At 69.1% G+C, this 20,508-nt stretch carries 21 protein-coding genes; 10 read left to right on the forward strand and 11 right to left on the reverse strand.

Annotated features, from left to right (window positions below; translation table 11 throughout):
* The first annotated feature begins 20 nt into the window (after positions 1-20).
* The 4 genes from ACW5E8_RS10610 (at position 21) to ACW5E8_RS10625 (ending at position 3,338) form a co-directional block, all read left to right on the forward strand.
* On the forward strand, positions 21-539 hold the full coding sequence (locus tag ACW5E8_RS10610) for a hypothetical protein (protein WP_456965494.1): 519 nt from the start codon (positions 21-23) through the stop codon (positions 537-539).
* A gap of 26 nt (positions 540-565) precedes the next feature.
* Entirely contained in the window at positions 566-1,087 is a 522-nt protein-coding gene (locus ACW5E8_RS10615; protein ID WP_456965495.1) for a hypothetical protein, read from the forward strand.
* Between the two features lie 166 nt (positions 1,088-1,253).
* The gene (gene rpoH, locus ACW5E8_RS10620) at positions 1,254-2,129 is read left to right on the forward strand and encodes an RNA polymerase sigma factor RpoH (protein ID WP_456965496.1); all 876 of its coding nucleotides are present in this window, start codon (positions 1,254-1,256) and stop codon (positions 2,127-2,129) included.
* Positions 2,130-2,231: 102 nt separating this feature from the next.
* Positions 2,232-3,338 carry a helix-turn-helix domain-containing protein gene (locus tag ACW5E8_RS10625; protein ID WP_456965497.1) on the forward strand — a complete coding sequence of 369 codons (1,107 nt, stop codon included), beginning with the start codon at positions 2,232-2,234 and terminating at the stop codon, positions 3,336-3,338.
* Here the strand turns inward: ACW5E8_RS10625 and ACW5E8_RS10630 are convergent.
* From ACW5E8_RS10630 to ACW5E8_RS10640, 3 genes are all read right to left on the reverse strand, one after another.
* Positions 3,268-3,957: a DUF2306 domain-containing protein gene (locus ACW5E8_RS10630; protein WP_456965498.1), complete on the reverse strand. Its 690-nt coding sequence runs from the start codon at positions 3,955-3,957 to the stop codon at positions 3,268-3,270. The two genes, ACW5E8_RS10625 and ACW5E8_RS10630, sit on opposite strands and share 71 nt — an antisense overlap.
* Before the next feature lie 154 nt (positions 3,958-4,111).
* Positions 4,112-4,921: a zinc transporter ZupT gene (gene zupT / locus ACW5E8_RS10635; RefSeq protein WP_456965499.1), complete on the reverse strand. Its 810-nt coding sequence runs from the start codon at positions 4,919-4,921 to the stop codon at positions 4,112-4,114.
* Complete coding sequence (locus ACW5E8_RS10640; protein WP_456965500.1) at positions 4,918-6,186, reverse strand: NAD(P)/FAD-dependent oxidoreductase; 1,269 nt, start codon at positions 6,184-6,186, stop codon at positions 4,918-4,920. The genes zupT and ACW5E8_RS10640 overlap by 4 nt, the downstream gene beginning before the upstream one ends.
* Positions 6,187-6,240: 54 nt before the next feature.
* Between ACW5E8_RS10640 and ACW5E8_RS10645 the strand changes: the two genes are divergently transcribed.
* Entirely contained in the window at positions 6,241-7,062 is an 822-nt protein-coding gene (locus ACW5E8_RS10645; protein ID WP_456965501.1) for an NYN domain-containing protein, read from the forward strand.
* 135 nt (positions 7,063-7,197) lie between these two features.
* Here ACW5E8_RS10645 and ACW5E8_RS10650 read toward each other — a convergent pair whose 3' ends face one another.
* Positions 7,198-9,420, reverse strand: a complete 2,223-nt coding sequence (locus ACW5E8_RS10650) for a primosomal protein N' (protein WP_456965502.1) — start codon at positions 9,418-9,420, stop codon at positions 7,198-7,200.
* A gap of 439 nt (positions 9,421-9,859) precedes the next feature.
* Between ACW5E8_RS10650 and ACW5E8_RS10655 the strand changes: the two genes are divergently transcribed.
* The 5 genes from ACW5E8_RS10655 (at position 9,860) to ACW5E8_RS10675 (ending at position 16,275) form a co-directional block, all read left to right on the forward strand.
* Entirely contained in the window at positions 9,860-11,323 is a 1,464-nt protein-coding gene (locus ACW5E8_RS10655; protein ID WP_456965503.1) for a DUF3106 domain-containing protein, read from the forward strand.
* Positions 11,324-11,327: 4 nt separating this feature from the next.
* The gene (locus tag ACW5E8_RS10660; protein ID WP_456965504.1) at positions 11,328-12,692 is read left to right on the forward strand and encodes an MATE family efflux transporter; all 1,365 of its coding nucleotides are present in this window, start codon (positions 11,328-11,330) and stop codon (positions 12,690-12,692) included.
* A gap of 75 nt (positions 12,693-12,767) precedes the next feature.
* Positions 12,768-14,663, forward strand: coding sequence for a signal peptide peptidase SppA (gene sppA, locus ACW5E8_RS10665; RefSeq protein ID WP_456965505.1), 1,896 nt, complete (start codon positions 12,768-12,770; stop codon positions 14,661-14,663).
* Between the two features lie 5 nt (positions 14,664-14,668).
* Positions 14,669-15,445 (forward strand): SDR family oxidoreductase, encoded by a 777-nt coding sequence (locus ACW5E8_RS10670; protein ID WP_456965506.1) that lies wholly within the window; start codon positions 14,669-14,671, stop codon positions 15,443-15,445.
* A gap of 74 nt (positions 15,446-15,519) precedes the next feature.
* Positions 15,520-16,275 (forward strand): UPF0149 family protein, encoded by a 756-nt coding sequence (locus ACW5E8_RS10675; protein WP_456965507.1) that lies wholly within the window; start codon positions 15,520-15,522, stop codon positions 16,273-16,275.
* 25 nt (positions 16,276-16,300) lie between these two features.
* Here the strand turns inward: ACW5E8_RS10675 and ACW5E8_RS10680 are convergent, their stop codons facing one another.
* From ACW5E8_RS10680 to ACW5E8_RS10710, 7 genes are all read right to left on the reverse strand, one after another.
* Positions 16,301-16,681, reverse strand: coding sequence for a YchJ family protein (locus tag ACW5E8_RS10680; protein ID WP_456965508.1), 381 nt, complete (start codon positions 16,679-16,681; stop codon positions 16,301-16,303).
* 21 nt (positions 16,682-16,702) lie between these two features.
* A complete protein-coding gene (locus tag ACW5E8_RS10685) occupies positions 16,703-17,092 on the reverse strand; it encodes a hypothetical protein (protein WP_456965509.1) in 390 nt (129 codons plus the stop codon).
* A 14-nt stretch (positions 17,093-17,106) separates the two neighbouring features.
* Complete coding sequence (locus ACW5E8_RS10690; RefSeq protein WP_456965510.1) at positions 17,107-17,925, reverse strand: S1 family peptidase; 819 nt, start codon at positions 17,923-17,925, stop codon at positions 17,107-17,109.
* Between the two features lie 25 nt (positions 17,926-17,950).
* Positions 17,951-18,586 (reverse strand): DUF6624 domain-containing protein, encoded by a 636-nt coding sequence (locus ACW5E8_RS10695; protein WP_456965511.1) that lies wholly within the window; start codon positions 18,584-18,586, stop codon positions 17,951-17,953.
* Positions 18,587-18,613: 27 nt separating this feature from the next.
* Entirely contained in the window at positions 18,614-19,222 is a 609-nt protein-coding gene (locus tag ACW5E8_RS10700; protein WP_456965512.1) for a DUF1294 domain-containing protein, read from the reverse strand.
* A gap of 318 nt (positions 19,223-19,540) precedes the next feature.
* Positions 19,541-20,029, reverse strand: a complete 489-nt coding sequence (locus ACW5E8_RS10705) for an AAA family ATPase (protein ID WP_456965513.1) — start codon at positions 20,027-20,029, stop codon at positions 19,541-19,543.
* Positions 20,030-20,174: 145 nt separating this feature from the next.
* Positions 20,175-20,408 (reverse strand): hypothetical protein, encoded by a 234-nt coding sequence (locus ACW5E8_RS10710; RefSeq protein WP_456965514.1) that lies wholly within the window; start codon positions 20,406-20,408, stop codon positions 20,175-20,177.
* Positions 20,409-20,508 lie beyond the last annotated feature (100 nt).

Below are 20,508 nucleotides of genomic sequence, written 5' to 3' on the forward strand. Positions count from 1 at the left end.
TTCCATCCCTGGAGACTCCCATGATCGCAAGCCCCGTCCATCGCGCCCTGGTTGCTGCCGGCGCGTGCGTGTGCCTGTCGATGGCCGTGCACTCGCCGGCTGCCGACGCCGCGACCCAGCGCACCATCAATCTTTCCGCCACCAGCGTCTGCGAAGCGCCGCTGCCGGTCTTCAACGTCCACCTGCGGAAGCGGCCGGTCGCGGTCCAGAACGAAAGCGACCGCCCCGTGTTCGTCTCCTGCACCCTGCCGACGGATTCCGCGGGACAGTCCAACACGGGTTCGGTGCGGGTCTCGTTCGCAACCTTCGGCGAAGCGGCCACGATCAGCTGCACCATGGTGTCGGGAACCAGGGGCGCCCAGGTGTTCTATGTACCCGAGGAACGAGCCCTTGCGGCGAACGGTCGCGTCGTCATGGACTGGAACGACATCAACAAGTGGAGCACGTCCGGCACGTATGCCTTCAGCTGCAACCTGCCGCCCGGGGTGGTGATGGAAACCATCACCTACACCCAGACCGACACCGGCGGCCGGCTGTGACCCGTCGCCCCATGGAGAACCGACGCATGAACAAGCCTTTCCACAGCCGCATGCCCGCAATGGCGACCTGCGCGCTCGCGCTCGGCGCGATGCTGCATGCCCCCGACAGCAGCGCCGCCACCGAGCGCGTCCAGCGCGTCAGCGCCAGTGCGGTGTGCGAAGCGCCGTTGCCCGTCTACGACATCACCCTGCGCAAGCGCCCGATCGGCATCGGCAACGAGGGCACGACCAATATCTTCGTGTCCTGTGCGCTGCCGACCGACGCCGCCGCGCCGCCGGGTGGCGCCACGGTCAGCGTGCGGTTGGCCATGCTCGCCAACCTTCCAGCAACCACGGTCAACTGCCAGCTGGTGGCCGGCACCGCGGACAATCTGGTCTTCACCGAGGGCACTGCGGTCGTGCCGTCGAGCGGCACGGTCTGGCTGACCTGGGACAATGTCCACAAGGGCTCCACCGGTGGCACGATCAACTTCAGCTGCAGCCTGCCGCCACAGATGGACATCAGTACGATCCTGTACCGGGAGGTCGACCCTGGCGGCGGCCTTTGAAGCAACGACCCCCACCCCGGCCGTTTGCGGCCGGGGTGGGGGGCCGTATATTGAATGCATATTCGGTCCAATCCATAAACATGAACGAAGATTGTCCTGTTGATGGAACTTAATGAACTCTTTGGTCGTTTAGCAGTCTTAACAGGCCACTGCTAAAATCGACGCCATGACAGCAAATACCGCTACTGCGCTCATCCCGAACAATCTGCCGGTCCCCAGCGCGCTCGGCTCGCTGGATGCCTATATCGGCGCCGTGCACCAGATCCCCGTGCTCACCGTGGAAGAAGAGCAGGCGCTCGCCCGCCGTTTCCTCGAAGAAGAGGACCTCGGCGCCGCGCGCGACCTGGTGATGTCGCACCTGCGCTTCGTGGTCCACGTGGCCCGCGGTTACAACGGCTACGGCCTGCCGCTGGGCGACCTCATCCAGGAAGGCAACATCGGCCTGATGAAGGCCGTGAAGCGCTTCGACCCGGACGTCGGCGTGCGCCTGGTCTCGTTCGCGGTGCACTGGATCCGCGCCGAGATGCACGAGTACATCATCAAGAACTGGCGCATCGTCAAGGTCGCCACCACCAAGGCGCAGCGCAAGCTGTTCTTCAACCTGCGCCGCAGCAAGAAGCGCCTGGGCTGGCTCAATGCCGCCGAGGTCAGCGCGGTGGCCAAGGACCTCAACGTCTCCGAGCGCGAGGTGGTGGAGATGGAGTCGCGCCTGTCCGGCCGCGACATCGGCTTCGACCTGTCCGCCGACGAGGACGACGAGCGCGCCCCGCCGGCGCCGGCCGCCTACCTGAAGTCGCACGCCGAGGACCCGTCGCAGGCCTACGAGCGCGAGGACAGCGAGTCCAGCCAGCTCGAGCTGCTGCGCGAGGGGCTGGCGACCCTGGATGCGCGCTCGCGCGACATCGTCCAGCGGCGCTGGCTCGACGCCGACAGCAAGGTCACGTTGCAGGAACTGGCCGACGAGTACGGCGTCTCCGCCGAGCGCATCCGCCAGGTCGAGGCCAACGCGCTGAAGAAGATGAAGGCGCTGTTCGCGGCCTGAGTGCCATGCGCGATCGATCGATGAAGCCCGGCCCCGGCCGGGCTTTTTCGTGGGCGTGCGGTTACCCTTCGGGCTCACGGGAACAAGGTCGTCGCCACCGCGATGAGGCTCTGGATCGCCCTCTATGCCGTCGGCGCCGTGCAGGCGGCGATGCTCGCCGTCGCCTTGTGGCGCAGGCCTGCGAACGCACCGGCCAACCGGGTGCTGTCGGCCTGGCTGGCCATCGTCGCCGCCGACCTCGCGGTCAAGGCGCTGCACATGGCCTCACCCGGCGCCGGCTTCGCCCCCGCGTTCGGCGTCGCGCGGCTGTTACCGTTCGTGTACGCGCCGCTGTTCTTCGTCTACGTGCGTTCATTGACCGTAGGCCGTGCGCCTGGCGTCCGCGCGCTGGTCCACGGTGGATGGTTCCTGCTGGTGCTGTCCTGGGCGGCCTGGCGTTGGCTTTCGGGCGATCCGCTGCCGGTCGACGGCTCCTGGGACGCAGGCTGGTTCGATCCGCTGCTGTTCGGCGTGGCCTTCGCCTATCTCGCGGCGGCAGTGCTCGAGATACGCCGGTACCGTGCGTGGCTGCGCACGCGCCGCGCGGACGCCGACCGCCTGTCGTTGCGCTGGCTTGCCGTGATGGCGGGCTGCCAGTTCGCGATCTGGGGCATCGCCATGGCCCACTGGCAGCTGGGGCTGCCCTTCGTCGACTACCGCCTGATCTACGTCGCGGTCGCCGCCTGGGTGTGCGTGGTGGGCTGGTTCTCGCAGGGCCAGCCGCCGGTGGTGGTGGCGCAGGCGGATGACGCCGCGCCGGCTGGCCCCGACGCGCCGGCAGCGGATAGCGCGCTCGATGATCCCCGCTTCGACGCCGTGGAAGCGCGGCTGTCGGCGCTGATGTCCGAGCAGGCGATGTTCCGCGAACCCGCCCTCACCATCGCTCAGCTCGCGCGCCGCAGCGGCTATCCGGAATATTTGGTGTCGACGGTGATCAACCGCCGCTTTGGCGGCAACTTCTGGGACTACGTGAATCGCCATCGCATCGATGCAGTGCGGGCCTGCCTTGCAGACGCGAAGGATGCGCGCAGCATCCTCGAGATCGCCTACGACGCCGGATTCACCTCCAAGTCGACCTTCAACACCGCCTTCAAGCGGATCATCGGCGAAACGCCCAGCGGCTACCGGCGTCGCCAGGCGGCGCCGGCCGCGGCTCCGCCATCGCGCTGAGGCAGCGCGGACGCGGCGCGCGCAGCAGCCATGCACAGACCGACAGGTTGAACAGCCAGCTGGCCCAGGCGGCGGTGATGTAGACCGGCATGAAGGGCAGCTGCAGCATTCCGCCCCCGACCGCGAGGATCACCCGCAGGGTCACGGCCGCCGAGGTCAACGCGATGCTGTAGGCCATCCAGCGGCGGTGCCGCGCGAGCTCGCCCATGATCGCCAACCGGATGCCGTTGGCGGTCGTGCCCAACCACAGCACCGAGAGCAGGCTGAAGCCGATGCGGCTGGGCCACCCGCCCTGGGCGTGTTGTGCCAGCGACAGGCCGGAGACGCCGCCGACCAGGATGGCGAAGGCCGACAGCAGGCCGCCGATGCGGTGCAGGGCCGGCCAGCGCTGGCGGACCGCATCGGAGAGCTGCAGCGGTACGAGCAGCAGCGCCAGTCCCGCGCCGAAGAAGTGGGCGGGGACATCCCGGCCGGAGACCGCGAAGTTTTCCGCGAACGGATCGCCCTGCCGGAACGCCATGTACAGATAGGCAAAGGCGTAGGCCGCGGTGGCCACGCATGCGAGCGAGAACACGGCCAGCAGCGCGAGCCGTCCGGGCTGGCAGGGTCGTGGGCGCATGTCCTTCCTCCATCGGGATCGATGGCTGAAGGTGGCGGCGTGCGCCCCGGGTGTCGTCGCGGCCGGCGGAATCGAACGTCGCCGCGGCCGCCGGCACGTGCGGACCGGCGGATCCGGACGTCGCCTCAGGCCGCGGCGGCGTCGCCCGGCGGGTTCACCACTTGAACAGCACCAGGCTGATCGCCAGCACGGCCATGCCGCTGACCAGGCCGTAGACGGTCTCGTGGCCCTTCGAATAGCGCTTCGCGGCCGGCAGCAGTTCGTCCAGCGCCAGGAACACCATCACGCCCGCGATGATGCCGAACACGCTGCCGAACACCGCATCCGACATCCACGGCCGCAGCAGTGCGTAGCCGATGATCGCGCCGATCGGTTCGGCAAGCCCCGACAGCAGGCAGGCGCCGAAGGCATAGGCCTTGTTGTTGGTGGCGAAGTACACCGGCACCGCGATCGCGATGCCCTCGGGCACGTTGTGGATGGCGATGGCGAAGGCCAGCGGCATGCCCACGCCGGGGTTCTCCAGCGTGGCGAAGAAGGTGGCCAGGCCCTCGGGGAAGTTGTGCACGGTGATTGCCAGCGCGGTCAGCAGGCCGACGCGCTTGATGTAGGCGGCGTTGTGCTCGCGGTAGAACGGGTCGTCGGCCTCGAGGCGTTCGTGCGGGTTGGGGATCAGGCGGTCGATGAGCATGATCAGGCCGACGCCGCACAGGAAGGCCAGCGTGCCCAGGCTGAAGCCCATGCGGTCGCCGTAGCCCTGGCTGAAGGAATGGATCGACTTGTTGAGGATCTCCGACAGCGACACGTAGACCATCGCGCCGCCGGCGAAGGCCAGGCCGAAGGCGAGCAGGCGCGCATTGGGTGTCTTCTGCGCGAACACCAGCAGGCCGCCGACGCCGGTGGCCAGCCCGGCCGCGGTGGTCACGGCCAGCGCCATGAGCAGGTTGGCGTTGGAAAACTCGATCATGTGCCGCTGTCCCCGCCCTTTCCGAAAATGATCCGCGCCGCGCGCTGGTAGCTCCAATACGCCCAGGTCCAGTTGAACATCACCACCACGCGGTTGCGGAAGCCGATCAGGAAGAGGATGTGTACCAGCAACCAGAACCACCAGGCCAGCACGCCGGACAGTTTGAGGCGCCCGAAGTGGACCACGGCGGCCATGCGCCCGATGGTGGCGAGGTTGCCCCAGTCACGGTAGCCGAATGCGGGCGCGGCGCGACAGCCGATGCGCGCGCGGATGGCAACCGCGACATGGCGGCCCATCTGCTTTGCGGCCGGCGCGACCCCGGGGACCGGCTGTCCATCGGCCCGGGTCATCGCGGCAAGGTCGCCGGCGATGAAGATCCGTGGCTGGCCCGGCACGCCAAGGTCGGGTTCGACCCGGACCCGCCCGGCGCGGTCCAGCGGCACGCCCAGTGACTGCGCCAACGGGGACGCCGCGACGCCTGCGGCCCAGAGGACCGTGCGCGACGGCATGAACCGGTCGCCCAGCCAATAGCCGCTGGCGTCGATGGCGGTGACCGGGGCGCCGGTGACCACCTCCACGCCCAGGCGCTCGAGCTGCCGTTGCGCACGCGCCGACAGGTCTTCGGGGAACGAGGCCAGCACCCGTGGACCCGCTTCGACCAGGCGCACCCGCGCGCTGGCCGGATCGATGTTGCGGAACTCGTCGCGCAGCGTGTGCCGCGCGATCTCGGCCAGGGTGCCGGCCAGCTCCACGCCCGTCGGGCCGCCGCCGATGATGGCGAAGTCGAGCCAGGCGGCCTGCTTCGCTGGATCGGATTCCGCTTCGGCGCGCTCGAAGGCGAGCAGCACGCGGCGACGGATGTCCAGCGCGTCCCCCAACGTCTTCAGGCCGGGCGCGTGCGCGGCCCACGCGTCGTTGCCGAAATAGGCGTGGGTGGCGCCGGCGGCCAGCAGCAGGTAGTCGTAGGCAAGGTGGCTGCCGTCGGCCAGGTGCACGCAGCGGGCCTGCGCATCGACCGTGGTCACGTCCGCGAGCCGGACTTCGACGTTGGGTTGCCGCCGCAGGATGTGGCGCAGCGGCGCGGCGATGTCGGGGGCCGACAGACCCGCGGTCGCCACCTGGTAGAGCAGGGGCTGGAACAGGTGGTGGTTGCTGCGGTCGACCAGGGTGATGCGCACGCGCTCGCGGGCCAGTGCACGCGTGGCCCAGAGGCCGGCGAAGCCACCGCCGACCACCACCACCCGTGGAAAGGACGAAGCATCCATTGCGCTATTGTGCTCGCAACGCGCCCGGTTCGGCGCACCGCCAGAGCCTACGCAATGCCCGATGACGAGAAACGCATCGCACTCCTGATCGACGCCGACAACGCGCCGGCGTCGAAGATCGAAGTGATCCTTGCCGAGATCGCGCGCCATGGCGTGGCCAACGTGCGCCGCGCCTATGGCAACTGGAAAAGCCAGCACCTGGTGGGTTGGGAAAAGTGCCTGCACACCTGGGCCATCCGCCCGATCCAGCAGTTCGCCTACACCAGCGGCAAGAATGCGTCGGACATGGCGATGGTGATCGATGCCATGGACCTGCTGTACGCGCGCAACCTCGACGGCTTCGCCATCGTGTCGTCGGATGCCGACTTCACGCCGCTGGTGATGCGCCTGCGCAACGACGGCGTGGCGGTGTACGGCTTCGGCCAGGAGAAGACGCCGGAGCCGTTCGTGCGCGCCTGCTCCACCTTCCTGTACCTGGAGAAGCTCGGCGAACCCGACGACGACAACGGTGACGCCAGCCCCGCGCCGTCGCCGGCGCAGCTGCAGCACGATGCCGACCTGGTGCGCCTGCTGCGCGGCGCGGTCGACGCCACCCAGGGCGAGGACGGTTGGTCGAAGCTGGGCGCGGTCGGCAGCCACGTCGGCAACCAGGGCTCGTTCGACTCGCGCAACCACGGCTACCGCAAACTGAGCGATCTGATCGAAGCGATCGGTCTGTTCGAAGTGCGCCGCCAGGGGCAGGTGATCGAGGTCCGCAACCGCAGCGCGCGCGGGCGCAAGCAGCCAGCGCCCAGCGCGACCCCGGCGCCCAAGGCGGCGAAAGCCATCGGCGCGGCCAAGGCCCCTAGGCCTCCCAAGACCCCACCCAAACCCTGACCCACCCGCCGGAACAGCCCCCCTTTCCTTGTGGGAGCGGCTATAGCCGCGATACCGACTCCGCAGGATGTTGGGGCAATCGCCGCTATAGCGGCCTCCCACATAAGATCTGCTCCCACAGGATCGGATCACGCCTCAATAGAGGTCGATGGGATCCACGTCCAGCGACCAGCGCACGCGCCGCGCCTCCGGCAGCGCGTGCAGTCCAGCGATGACCGCATCGAGCACCACGTGCAGCGCCCGCCGCTCCGGCGATGACAGCACCAGTTGGGCGCGGTGCATGCCCGCGCGCCGCGGCATCGGCGCCGGCACGGGGCCCGCGAGCATCAGCGCGCGTGACTGCGCCAGCGGCAATGCATCACGTGCCTGGCCGAACGCGGCGGCGGCGGCCTGCAGGAAGGCTTCGGGCAGTCCCGGCTTCTGCGCCTCGGCGCGCAGCATGGCCATGTGCGCGAACGGCGGGAACGCGGCGGCTTCGCGCTGGCCGAGTTCGGCGTCGGCGAAGGCGCGATAGCCGCCGTGCACCAACACCTCCAGCAGCGGATGCCCGGGATGGTGCGTCTGCAGCAGCACTTCGCCCGGACGCTCGGCGCGGCCCGCGCGCCCGGACACCTGCACCAGCAGCTGGGCGAGCTTCTCGCTGGCGCGGAAGTCGGCCGAGAACAGGCCTTCGTCGATGCCGACCACGCACACCAGCACCAGCTTCGGCAGGTCATGTCCCTTGGCCAGCATCTGCGTGCCGACCAAAATGCCCGGCCCGTCATCGAGCTTCGCCAGTTCGCGCGCAAGGCCATCGCGGCGTCGCGTGCTGGCGCTGTCGATGCGCAGCACCGGCACATCGCCGAAGCGCGCGGCCAGCAGTTCCTCGATGCGCTCGGTGCCCACGCCCTGCGGCTGCAGCGCCAGGCTCGCGCAGTCGGGGCAGGCCATCGGCACCGGCCGCCGTGAGCCGCAGTGGTGGCACTGCAGGCGACGGCCGCCGGCGTGCACGGTCATCGGTGTCGCGCGCTCGGGTGCGCTGCAGCGTTGACAGGCGGCACCCCAGCCGCAGTCGTGGCACAGCAGCACCGGCGCGTAGCCGCGGCGGTTCTTGAACACCAGCACCTGGCCACCGCCGTCGAGCGCGCCGCGGATGCCCGCAAGCAGCTCTTCGGACAGCCCGGCCTGCAGTGGTCGCTTGCGCACATCGAGCACGCGCACCCGCGGTGGCTTCGCTTCGCCCGCACGCGTCCGCAGGCGCAGGTGCGCATGGCGGCCGGCGCGGGCGTTGTGCAGCGTCTCCAGCGACGGCGTGGCGCTGCCCAGCAGCACCGGGACGTCCAGCGCCTTGCCGCGCACCAGGGCGACGTCGCGGGCGTGGTAGCGGATGCCGTCCTGCTGCTTGTAGCTGCCGTCGTGCTCTTCGTCGACGACGATCAGGCCGGCATTGGGCAGCGGCGCGAACACCGCCGAGCGCGTGCCCACCACCACCTGCGCCTCGCCGCGCCAGGCGGCGGCCCAGGTGCGCGCGCGTTCGCCATCGTTGAGGCCGGAATGCAGCGCGTGTACGGGTACGCCCAGGCGCGTGCGGAAGCGGGCCAGCATCTGCGGCGTGAGCCCGATCTCGGGCACAAGCACCAGCGCCTGGCGGCCGTGGGCGAGGCAGCGTTCGATGATGGCCTGCAGGTAGACCTCGGTCTTGCCGCTGCCGGTCACGCCTTCCAGCAGCATCGGAGCGAAGCCGGCCGCCGCGCGCAGCGCCTCGAGCGCCGCGGCCTGTTCGTCCGTGGGCACGGGGCCGGGCTGCACGGGTACAGGCGATCCCGGTCCGTCCACCACCACGCGCTCGACCAGTCCGCGCTCTTCCAGGCTGCGCGCCGCCGTGCGCCAGCCATCGATCGCGTCGTCGAGCAGATCGTCGGCCTGCGGTCCGCCACGCAGCGCCTCGGCCAGGCGCCGGGGGCGCCCGCCTGCGCGCAGTCCCTCGATCGCCGCCATGCCGGCGGCGGTGAGCGCGCGTCCCCAGGTGGCGGTGTCGGGCAGCGGCTCGCCGCGACGCAGCGCCGCCGGCAGGGCCGTGGCCAGCACCTCGCCCAGCGGCGCGTGCAGGTAGCGCGCCAGCCATCGGGACGTCGCCAGCAGCTCGCCGTGGATGAGCGGCTCCGGATCCAGCCAGGCCAAGGCGTCGCGCAGCGCCGGGGCGTCGTCGGCCACCGGCCCGACCGCGGCGACCACCCCCACGAGTTCGCGCGGGCCGAAGGGCACGCGTACGCGCCGGCCGACGTCGTCGGGCGAGGCTTCGCCGCCCTCCGGGGCGAGGTAGTCGAACAGGCGTGGCAGCGGCAGCGGCAGGGCGATGCGCAGGACATTTGCGGGCATCGCGGCAGTCTAGCGACTCGCTCGGCGGCCTTTGATGCCGGTTGCAGGCCATAGCTGCCTTGCAAACTACAATAAGGCTGCAAGTTGCGGACACATAAAGGAATTTTGTTTATCCACACAAGCTGTGGATAAGTCTGTGCATGGTGTCCGCGGGGCATGCCTGAAAGCGCATGGGAACAGCGTTCAGGCTGCGTTGGCGAAAAATTCACCATTCCTGCAAAGGTCAGTCGATTCAACAACTTGCCCGTGAAACATGGCGGTCCCGATGCTCCACGTGGGCGTGAAGGCTGGATCAATGACATTTGCGTGACTGCTGTGAACAACCTTTTGCAGTGCGGAATGCGCACTGAGGGCGTCCGGACCGCAAAGTGTGCGCCCCGTCAAGGGCGGCGGTCCCGGCGGGCGCGGCTATGATGGCGCCCTGCATGCGTCCGGCCCCATGACCCCACGACACCCGACAGAACCTGCCGAGGCCGCCGCGCCGACCGCCCTGGGCGCCTTCCTTCGCGGCGTCGAGCGCCGCGGCCTGGTGTTCGCGCGGCTGCTCGCGGGGTCCCGCGAGGCCGGTGACGACGCCCTGGCCTGGGCGCTGCAGCGCTTCGCCGACGAGGCCGGCAAGACCGCATTCGGTGAATGGCCGCGCCGCTTCTGGTCGCTGCTGTTGGCCGCGCCGAGCCTGCGGCTCACGCCCGCGGCGCCAGGCTGGGAGCCGGGGTTCGAATGGCTGTCGCGGATCGGCCACGGCCCGCGGGCCGCGCTGCTGCTGCGCCTGGTCGCGGGGCTGGCGGAATCCGATGCCGCGAGCGTCCTCGGCATCGCGCGGCCCACGTACCGCCTTGGCCTGCAGCGTGCGCTGCCGCACCGCGCCGACGGCAGCGCCGACGTCGACGCCTGGCACGCGCTTGGCCGGGCGGCGCAGGACATGCAACGTGCGCTGCCGCCGGGCTCCCTGGCGCTGTCCCTGCGGGCCGAAGGTGGCGTGGACGGCGCCGCGGCCACGCCCCCCGCGCGGCGTGGGCCGTTGGGACGCGGCGTCCGGGCCGCCTTGTGGCTGGTGGCCTTGGCCACCCTCGGCGGCCTGGTCGCCACCTTCGTTGCCATCGACCGCCTGCCCGCCGGCCTGGACGCGGCGCCCGGCCACATCCTGTCCGAACCGCTGCCCATGGCCGAGCCGCCGGCCGGTCGCTATGCGGATGAGGACGCGCTGACCCTGCATCCCGACCTCGGCCTGCTGCTGGACGCCGACGACCAGGAGGCCGCGGCGGCGGACCCCGCATTCCACGCCTGGCTGGTGGCGGAAAGCGAAGCCGAAGCGCGGGCCGAAGCCGAAGCCGTGTCCGCCAGCCCCACGACCACGTCCGTCCCCGCCGCTGCGCGTCCCGAGCCCCGGCCCCAGCCGGCCGGCGACCGGCTTGCCGCGCTCGAACCTGCAGCCCGCGCGCGGCTGGCACAGCGGCGCGACCAGTGGGACGCGCTGCCGCATGCCGAGCGTGGCGAACGCCGTGAGCGCTGGCTGGCCTGGAACGACTTTTCCGCCGCGGAGCGCGCGCAGCTGCGGGACGTCGCTGCCGCCTTCGCGCTTCGCAGCGCCGACGAGCGCGCCGCGCTGCGCGCCCGCTTCGACGCCATGGATGCCAGCGATCGCCACGGTTGGCTGCTCGGCCCCGATCTCGGCGCCGACTATCCGCGGCTGCACCCCCTGATCGCCCAGGTGCCGCTGGACGCACGCACGGCGCTGCTCGAGGCCCTGCGCGGGCTCGAGCCCCAGGCCCGTGACGACCTCGCCGTGTTGGCCGCGCGTACCGCTCCGCAGGCGCGCGCGGAACTCCGCATCGAGCTGCTGGCCACGCCCGCCGCGCAGCGTGCGCGCTGGCTGCGACGCACCGTAGCGCCCGTCCAGTAAACCAATGTCCACCCAAACCGAACCACTCCCCTTGGGCGGCGAAGTCCGCGCCACGGCGGTGCTTGCCACCCCGCTGGTGTTCGGCCACCTCGCCACCGGCATGATCGGTTTCGTCGACAGCGTGATCGCCGGGCGCCACGGCACCACCACGCTGGCCGCGGTGTCGGTGGGCACGGCCATGTTCTGGCTGCCGATGATGATCCCGATGGGCACGCTGATGGCGCTGCCGCCGTCGGTGTCCCAGCTCGCCGGCGCGGGCCGCCACGGCGAGATCGCACCGCTGTTCCGGCAGTCGCTGTGGCTGGCGCTGGGCCTGGGCCTGCTGCTGTTCGCGCTCCTGAGCCTTGCGCCGATGGTCCTGGCACCGATGGGCATCGCCGAAGGCATCCGCCCGGGCGCGCGCGACTTCCTGCACGGCATCCGCTGGGGCGTACCTGCGCTGACGCTGTACTACGCCATGCGCTATCTGAGCGACGGCCTGCACTGGACGCTGCCGACCATGCTGCTCGGCTTCGGCGGACTGCTGCTGCTGGTGCCGCTGGGCTGGGCCTTCGCCTTCGGCCGCTTCGGCCTGCCCGAGATGGGTGCCGGAGGCTTGGGCCTGGCCTCGTCGCTGATGATGTGGGCGCAGGCGATCGCCTTCGCGATCTACCTGTCGCGTGCGAAGCGCTTCGCGTCGCTGGGCCTGTTCGCGCGCTTCGACCCGCCGCGGTGGGCATCGATCCGCGATCTGTTGCGCACCGGCCTGCCGATCGGGGTCACGGTGGCGATGGAAGGCGGGCTGTTCGTGGTCACGGCGCTGCTGATCGGCCGCCTGGGCCAGATCGAGGCCGCGGCCCACCAGGTGGCGATCAACGTCGCCAGCCTGTGCTTCATGATTCCGTTCGGCGTGGCGGAGGCCACTACGGTCCGCGTGGGCCATGCGCTGGGCGCCGGTGCCGGGCGCGAGGGCGTGCGCCGGGCCATGGTCGCCGGGCTGGCGCTGGTGCTGTGCACCCAGGCGCTGTCGGCGCTGGTGCTGGTGGCCGGCCACGGCGTGATCGCGTCGATCTACACCACCGACCAGGCGGTGGCGGCGCTTGCGGGATCGCTGCTGCTGTTCGCGGCGGTGTTCCAGTTCCCCGATGGCGTCCAGGTGCTGTCGGCCGGCGCGCTGCGCGGACTCAAGGATACGCGGGTGCCGATGCTGCTGGCCGCGTTCGCGTACTGGGGCGTGGGCATGGCCCTGGGCGCCACCCTGGGGCTGGGCATGGGCATGGGGCCGCGCGGCATGTGGATCGGCCTGATCGCCGGACTTTCGGTCGCGGCGGTGCTGATGGCCTGGCGCTTCCTGCGCACGTCCGGGCGGCTGCCCCGAACGGGGCAGTGACCAAAGGCGGGTGACTCGGGCGGCCGGCAGCGGTGATACTGCCGGCAACGCATCACACTTCTGCGAGCTGCCTCCATGTCCGACCCGCAAGACACCCCCCGGCGCCGCCGCGGTCCCATCGCCCGCGTGCTGGTTGGCGCCTGGGACTCCGTCAACTTCGCCCGCCGCCTGGTGTTCAACCTGCTGTTCCTGCTGGTCGTGGCGGTGGTGCTGATCGCGCTGTTCAGCGCCGAGCGCGCCAAGCCGGTGCTGGACCGCACGACGCTGGTGATCGCGCCGGAAGGCGCCCTGGTTGAGCAGTTCAGCGTCGACCCGGTCAGCCGTGCGATCGCCAAGATCACCGGCAGCGACACGCCCGAAGTGCGCCTGCGCGACCTGCTGCGCGTGATCGAGAAGGCCGCCGAAGACGACCGCATCGAACGCGTGCTGCTGCGCACCGACCGCATGGCGTTCTCCGGCTACGCATCGATGCGCGAGCTTGGCGACGCCATCGGCACGCTGCGCGAGGCGGGCAAGGAAGTGATTGCCTATGGCGACTACTTCGGCCAGGCCCAGTACCTGCTGGCCGCGCATGCCGACGAGGTCTACATGGATCCCTACGGCGGCCTGGTGCTCGAGGGCCTCGGCCGCTATCGCCAGTACTACCGCGAGGGCCTGCAGGACAAGCTCGGCGTCGACATCCACCTGTTCAAGGTCGGCGAGTTCAAGTCCGCGGCCGAGCCCTATGTGCTCGACCAGGCCTCGCCCGAGGCCAAGGAAGCCGACCTGTACTGGATGAACGACATCTGGCAGCGCTTCCTGGGTGACATCGCCAAGGCGCGCGGGCTCGATGCCGCGACCCTGGCCGCGAACGTGGACGCCTTGCCCGATGGCGTCACTGCCGCCGGCGGCGACCTCGCGAAGCTGGCCGTGGACCAGAAGCTGGTCGACGGCCTGAAGACGCTGGAAGAAGTGCAGCAGCTGCTGGCCGAGCGCGGTGAAGCCGACGAAGACAGCGACAGCGGCGTGCGCGACATCGCCTACGACGCCTACCTCAAGCACGTCACCAGCCCGATGGCCGCCGCCGACGCACGTCCGCAGGTCGCGGTGGTCGTGGCCGAAGGCGCGATCATGGGCGGCAAGCAGAACCCGGGCAGCGTCGGCGGCGAGTCGACCTCGGCCCTGCTGCGCGCCGCGCGCGACGACGAAGCGGTCAAGGCCGTGGTGCTGCGCGTGGACTCGCCGGGCGGCGAAGTCTTCGCCTCCGAGCAGATCCGCCGCGAGGTGGTGGCGCTGCAGGCCGCCGGCAAGCCGGTGGTGGTGTCGATGGGTGACCTGGCCGCATCCGGCGGCTACTGGATCAGCATGGACGCCGACGCGATCTACGCCGACCCGTCGACGATCACCGGCTCCATCGGCATCTTCGGCATGTTCCCGACCATCCCGCGCACGCTGGAGAAGATCGGCGTGCGCACCGACGGCGTCGGCACCACGCGCTTCGCCGGTGCCTTCGATCCCACGCGTCCGCTGCAGCCCGAGGTGGGCACGGTGATCCAGAGCGTGATCGACAAGGGCTACCGCGATTTCACCGGCAAGGTGGCGACTGCGCGCGGTCGCAGTGTCGAAGAGATCGACCTCGTGGCCCGCGGCCGCGTGTGGAGCGGCGCGCAGGCGAAGGAGCGCGGCCTGGTGGACGAGTTCGGCGGCCTGCGCGACGCGCTTGCCAACGCCGCATCGCGCGCCGAGCTGGGCGAGGACGACAGCTGGGGCGTGAAGTACATCGAAAAGCAGCTCACCCCGTTCGAGAACTTCGTGGCCGGCATGGCCGAGAGCCGCGTCGGCGCCGCGATGCTGGCGCGCAGCGATGTTGCCCAGGGTCTGCTGCTCAAGGCCGTGCCCGGCGTTGCCGGCGACCTGCGCTTCATCGAACAGGCGCTCGCACGCGGCGGCCACCCGGTGAAGGCCGTCGCCCACTGCTTCTGCATGCCGTGAGCAGCATGGACCGGTCGCGCTGGAGCCTGGACGGACAGCTGGCCCTGGTCACCGGCGGCAGCGCCGGCATTGGCCGCGCGATCGCCGCCGAGCTGCTCGGCTTCGGCGCGCGCGTGCTGATCGCCGCGCGCGACGGCAATGCGCTCGAAGCTGCGCGCGAAGAGCTGCTCGAGCTGCATCCCGAAGGTGACGTCCGCGCGCTGATCGCCGATGTCGCCGACGACGAACAGCGCCGCGAACTGCTGGACTGGGTCGAAGACCAGGGCGAAGGCCTCAACATCCTGGTCAACAACGCCGGCGGCAACCTCAGCAAGCCATCCATCGACTACACCGAGGACGAATGGCGCGAAGTCTTCGAGGTCAACCTGTTCAGCGCCTTCGAGCTCAGCCGCTACGCCTATCCGCTGCTGACCCAGCACGCTGCCAGCAGCATCGTGAACGTGGGCAGCGTGTCCGGCGCCACCCACGTGCGCACCGGCGCGCCCTATGGCATGAGCAAGGCCGCGCTGCACCAGATGACCCGCAACCTCGCCTGCGAATGGGCCGAGGACGGCGTGCGCGTGAACTGCGTCGCGCCCTGGTACATCCGCACCCGCCGCACCTCGCCGTCGCTGGCCGATCCGGATTACCTGGATGACGTGCTGCTGCGCACGCCCATGGGGCGCATCGGCGAACCGGAAGAAGTCGCCGCCGCGGTGGCGTTCCTGTGCCTGCCTGCGGCGGGCTATGTCACCGGCGAATGCATCGCCGTGGATGGCGGGTTCCTGCGCTACGGGTTCTGAGGCTGCGGGCTGGAAATCCCCCGCGTGGGGATCGACGGACTACCATGCGCGCACCTTACCGCCCGGCTGAAGCAATGCCCGCCCCGATCACGCCTGCCTACCTCGACGACGACCAGATCGAGCGTCTTGCCGCGCTGCTGGAACAGCGCGCCGTCCCGTTCAAGGGATTCAACCTGGAGGCGCTGGACGGCTTTCTGTCCGCGCTGGTGGTGGGGCCGTCGCTGGTGCCGCCCAGCGAGTGGCAGCCCGTGGTCTGGGGCGGCAAGCCGCTGCGCTGGGACACGGAGGACGAAGCCGCGCAGGTACAGGCCCTGCTGATGGGCCACTGGAACATGTGCAGCGCGCGCGTGCGCCATGACGGCGACAACCTGCCCGACCACCTGTCGCCGCTGATGTGGCTGCCCGAAGACCCGGAGCTGACCGGCGAAGAGGCCCTGCGCGAGGACGAACTCGACGTCGGCCACGACTGGGCGCTGGGCTTCTTCGCCGCCGTCGGCCTGCGCGAGCAGGAGTGGGACCGGTGGCTGGACGACAACGAGTGGATGGATGACATCTTCAACCTGTTCGACCGCCTGGTCACCGGCGAAGTCATGGACGCCGGGGATCCCACCGCAGCGGCGACCCCGATCAGCTACCGCGAGCGCCTGGAGATCATCGTCGGCCTGCCGGGGATGCTGGCCGACCTCAACCACCACCGCGTGGAAGCACTGACCCCGCGTGATCCGATCCGCCGCGAAGCGGCACCGGAGCGCAACGGGCCGTGCCCGTGCGGCAGCGGCAGGAAGTACAAGAAGTGCTGCGGCAAGCCAGACGGCGCGGCGGACGCCTGAATCCCGCCGCGCCCATCCGCCGTCTTCAGTCCACGTCCCCGTCCCGGTACAGCCACCGCCCGTCCACGCGTTCGAACCGGCTGAGCTCCCGCATCCGGACCGCCGGCGCGCCGCCCAGCCTGTAGCGGGCGACAAACGCCACCACCGCAGTGCCGTCGCCGGCATCGGCGTGGCGCTTCACGTCCAGGCCGAGCCACTTCAGGCCGGGCGTGTCGTCCAGGTTCAGTGCGACGGGCCGCGTATCCGGGTGCCAGGTGGCGAGCAGGTAGTCACGCAGGCCGAGCACGTAGGCGCTGTAGCGCGAGCGCATCAGGGCTTCGGCGCTCGCGGCCGGCGCGCCTTCGTGCAGCGGCTGGCAGCAGGCGGCGTAGGTGGAGAGCGGGTTGCAGGGGCAGGGTTGGTGCATGGCGGGTTTGAGTGTGACCCCTCAGCGGCAGGTGGTGTTGCCGTAAGCATCCGTGCTGCAGCGCTTGGTGGTGCCGTCGCTGTTGCGGTACGTCGTGTTGCCGTAGGCATCGGTCGTGGCACGGGTCGTCGAGCCGTCGCTGTGGCGATACGTGGTGTTCCCATAGGAGTCGGATGTTGCGCGCGTGCTTGAGCCATCGCTGCTGCGAAACGTCGTGTTGCCATAAGGGTCCGATGTGGCGCGGGTTGTCGGGCCGTTGCTGCGACGGTAGGTCGTGTTGCCGTACGGATCGGTGGAGGCACGGGTCGTGGTTCCATCGCTGCTGCGGCAGGTGGTGTTGCCATACGGGTCGGTGGAGCATCGCGTCTGCGCGAAAGCGCTGGAATGGGCTGCGAGCAGTCCGACAAGCACTACCGTAAGGATCCTCATGTCTTCCCCTCCCCAGAGATCACGCCTTCGATCCAGTCAATGTAATGGCTGAGGCGGACACTGCAGCTGGCCTGACCATAGCGTCCGGGCCGGGCAGTCCGGACATCGCCCGGCAAGAGCTTCCAGGCGAACAGGCCTGCCAGCAGCCATTCGCCTTCGGCCTGGATGAGCGCGGGGCTGCCGCTGTCTCCGTTCCCGCCTGTGCCCTCAAGGGGCAGGGCCGACGATGGCTCATCGAACACATGGCAGAGCCAGCGCTCGTGCGCGCTGGTGATCGTGTTGAACGCGCGGCGGAGTTCCGTGCGATTGGGACCTTTGGGGTCGTGCCCGTTGGCTCCCGTGCCCGTCGCGCCTTTTCCGACGATCTTGACGATCTGGTTTGGCTCGTCGCTGTCCTTGTAGAGCGCGACGGGGGCAACATCCGTGACGGGCTGTGTCAGCTTGAGCAGTGCGATGTCGTCGGACGAGGCGAGCAGTACCAGTATCAGCACTGCTTCTCCAGTGGCCATTGCCTGATCGATCAGCTCATGTGGCGGCGCTCTGTACCCGGGATGCGTCACGACCCGCTCGACGTCCCTTGGTCTCCCGCCAACAACCACCTGCATGTGCCCGGAGTGCCAGGGAAGCACATGCGCGGCCGTGATCACCCACTGCGGAGCAATCAGTACGCCGTGGCCCTCGCCGGGCATGTCAACCAGCGCCGGGAAACCGGATGCCGGAATCCGATACTCGGCGTCATCAACGTCATCCCGAATCACGATGGCGCCGGCAGTTGCTGGCACCAGGAATAGCATGAGCAACAACAGTCGGGTCATGCGTGATGCCATGCAATTGGATTCGCTATGGGGCATCGGTGCAATCCCGTGGCGCGAACAGGATCCCGCCAGGCCATTCGATTGATGCGCCTTCATTGTTGCTCGCGATTTGCTGTGCCCAGCAATAGAAAGATGGCAGGCCGATCTCAGCCCGTCTCTCGTCGAGCTGGCTGGAATTCACGATGTCGTAGAACCGTATTACATCTCCTGGAAGAACCTGGAACTGCATTCCATACACCTGCGGCTGATCGTTCAGCCGACGATTCCTGTCGACCAGGAGCGCGAGATCGCGCGCCTCGGCCTCGCCCCGGTGCACGGCAAGCTCGAGCTGCTGTGCAGCAAGCGCTTGGTACTGCGGATCCATGTCTGCGTGTTGGGTCAGCCGCCATGCTGCCTTCGCGGCCTGCTCGCCCACTTCGGACCGCTTGGGCCAACCGCAGTTGGCCACCACTGTCCTCATGTAACGGGTGTTCTCGCGGTCGACGTCCAAGGCGCGCTCCAAGGCTTCCTTCGACTCGCGGTCGGCAAGAAGAGCTCTTCGTGCGGCCTGATCTGTTTCATTTCGCTGCAGCAAATCATCCCTGAGCGCGTCGGGCGAGCAATCCTGGGCAAGCGCGAGACCAGGCCATAGAGACAAAACTGCCAGTAGCAGACGAAACATCGCGTGCCCCCAGATCCAGATGAGTTGTCAGCCGCTGATACGCCCGACCAAGTCCGCAAGAAGACCGGACTTGTGAAGCCAGGTCACCGCGGCCAGGTTGAAGATGACCGTAGCCCAGAAGGCGAGCTGGAACGACGGCTTCACGGTCTTGTGGCGGAACTGTTGCTGGGCGATCAGCGCGCCGGGCCACCCTCCAAGGAGGTCTGCAAGGTGGAGGCTGGCTTCCGGCGTGCGTTGCGCATCGCTCTGGGCCGCGATCTTGTCGGACCTGTACATGAAGTACGACGAGACACTCAACGCGAGGTACGCGACCATCAACAGCGCCGGGAAAAGGTCGATGGCAGCAGCGGCCACGCCGCCCGTCAACGCGCCCACGCCAAGAGCCGCCCTTGGAATCCGGGAAGGGGCGCGCGGCACTTCGATCCTCTGGCCGGCGTGACGGACCTGCCGTGCGTTGGTCCGCCCTCGCGGGTCAACCTTGGGGAGGTAGGAGATCATGTCGCCGACAACGGGCCGGCGCGAACCCCGCTGGAACTCGTTGATATGGACGAACGCGCGAGTACCGCCGCCATGGGGCACTACGAAGCCGAAACCCTTGTCGTCGTTCCAGTCAGTGACGCGGCCCGCAAGTCGCATGGTCAGCCCTCAACCCGATCAAAGCTGCCAGATGCCGCATTCCTCGCAAAGACCGAACCTGATGGCTCTTCCAGGAGGTCAGGCACGGTGTCGTCTCGATTCAGTACCGCGCCAGTCGGGCTACAGGGAAGTATTTTGCTGTCCGCTTCATGTAGCCCCGCAACCTTTGCGTGAAGCGCCCTGCGGATATCCATGTCTTCGTCCTGACCCGTAGCTGGAAGAGCGTTGAGCAGCATGGAGAAAAGCGCGATCGACTTCATTGGCGCCCTTTGATACCTGAGCCAACCCGCCCGGTGCGGTCTCGGCTTGAAGGCATTGTCAGGCCGCGACCGCGCCGCTGCTGAGGCGCTCGCTCTTGGGGCCTGCGAAAGAGTCAAAGATCCGACGGTGAGCATGGTAAGACCATTGATCTTGCCGCACATAATAGTCCGCCACCCAAGCTTGCAGGTTCTCCAGCATCTGGTCTTGAGCTGCTCTCGAGGCGTACTTGTGGGGCTCCCACGGACGCTTGCGGTTGTGCTCCAGGCACGTTTCAAGCCCGGGATTGAGGAAGACAAGCTCGGTGCAGTGGGCCGACGCGGCCAGCACCAGCTCGCCGTAGCAGCCCTCGATGACCCAGTTGGGGTGTTCGGATAAAAACGCAACCAACGAGGCCTCGATTGCGTGAGCAGGCCGCTGGACAGCAATCTTGCCAGGCTCCCAGACGATGGAGTCGAGGTCGAGATGAGCCAAGCAGTGTTCTGAAGCCAGTTGCCTGGCAAATGTGCTCTTCCCAGAACCCGAGTTGCCGAAGACGAGAACTTTCATAGCGGCCTAACAAGAAGTACCCGGCATTTCCAAGAAGTAGTATTGCTCACACCGCAACATGGCCGCCCTCCTGCTCAAGCGCCCTCCCCAGCGCCACCAGCTTCGGCAACCGCTCTTCCATGGGCCGCACGCAGGATACGTCAACTCAGCGCATGGGCTCAGGAGGCGGATGACCGGGATCGCGCAGCGGTGGCGGTGCGGTGGGGTCGGCCGGGCGGTCCGGCATCGGGTCGATGGGGCGGTCGGGCACGGGGTCGGTCGGCTGGGGCGGTGCAGGGTCGTGGGGCTGGTCGGGCACCGGGTCCCTGGGCTGGTCGGGCACGGGGTCGCGGGCGGGATGCGGGGCTTGCCCGGGGATGTCACGCGGGTCGGGGGTCATGGGGCGCTCCAGGTGCGGGGTGCGCCATGATCCTGGCGGTCGCGGGATGGCATCCGCGTGAATAATGCGGGAGCAGCCATAGCCGCTCTCACATCGGTCC

This window comes from Luteimonas sp. A649, from assembly GCF_054072735.1.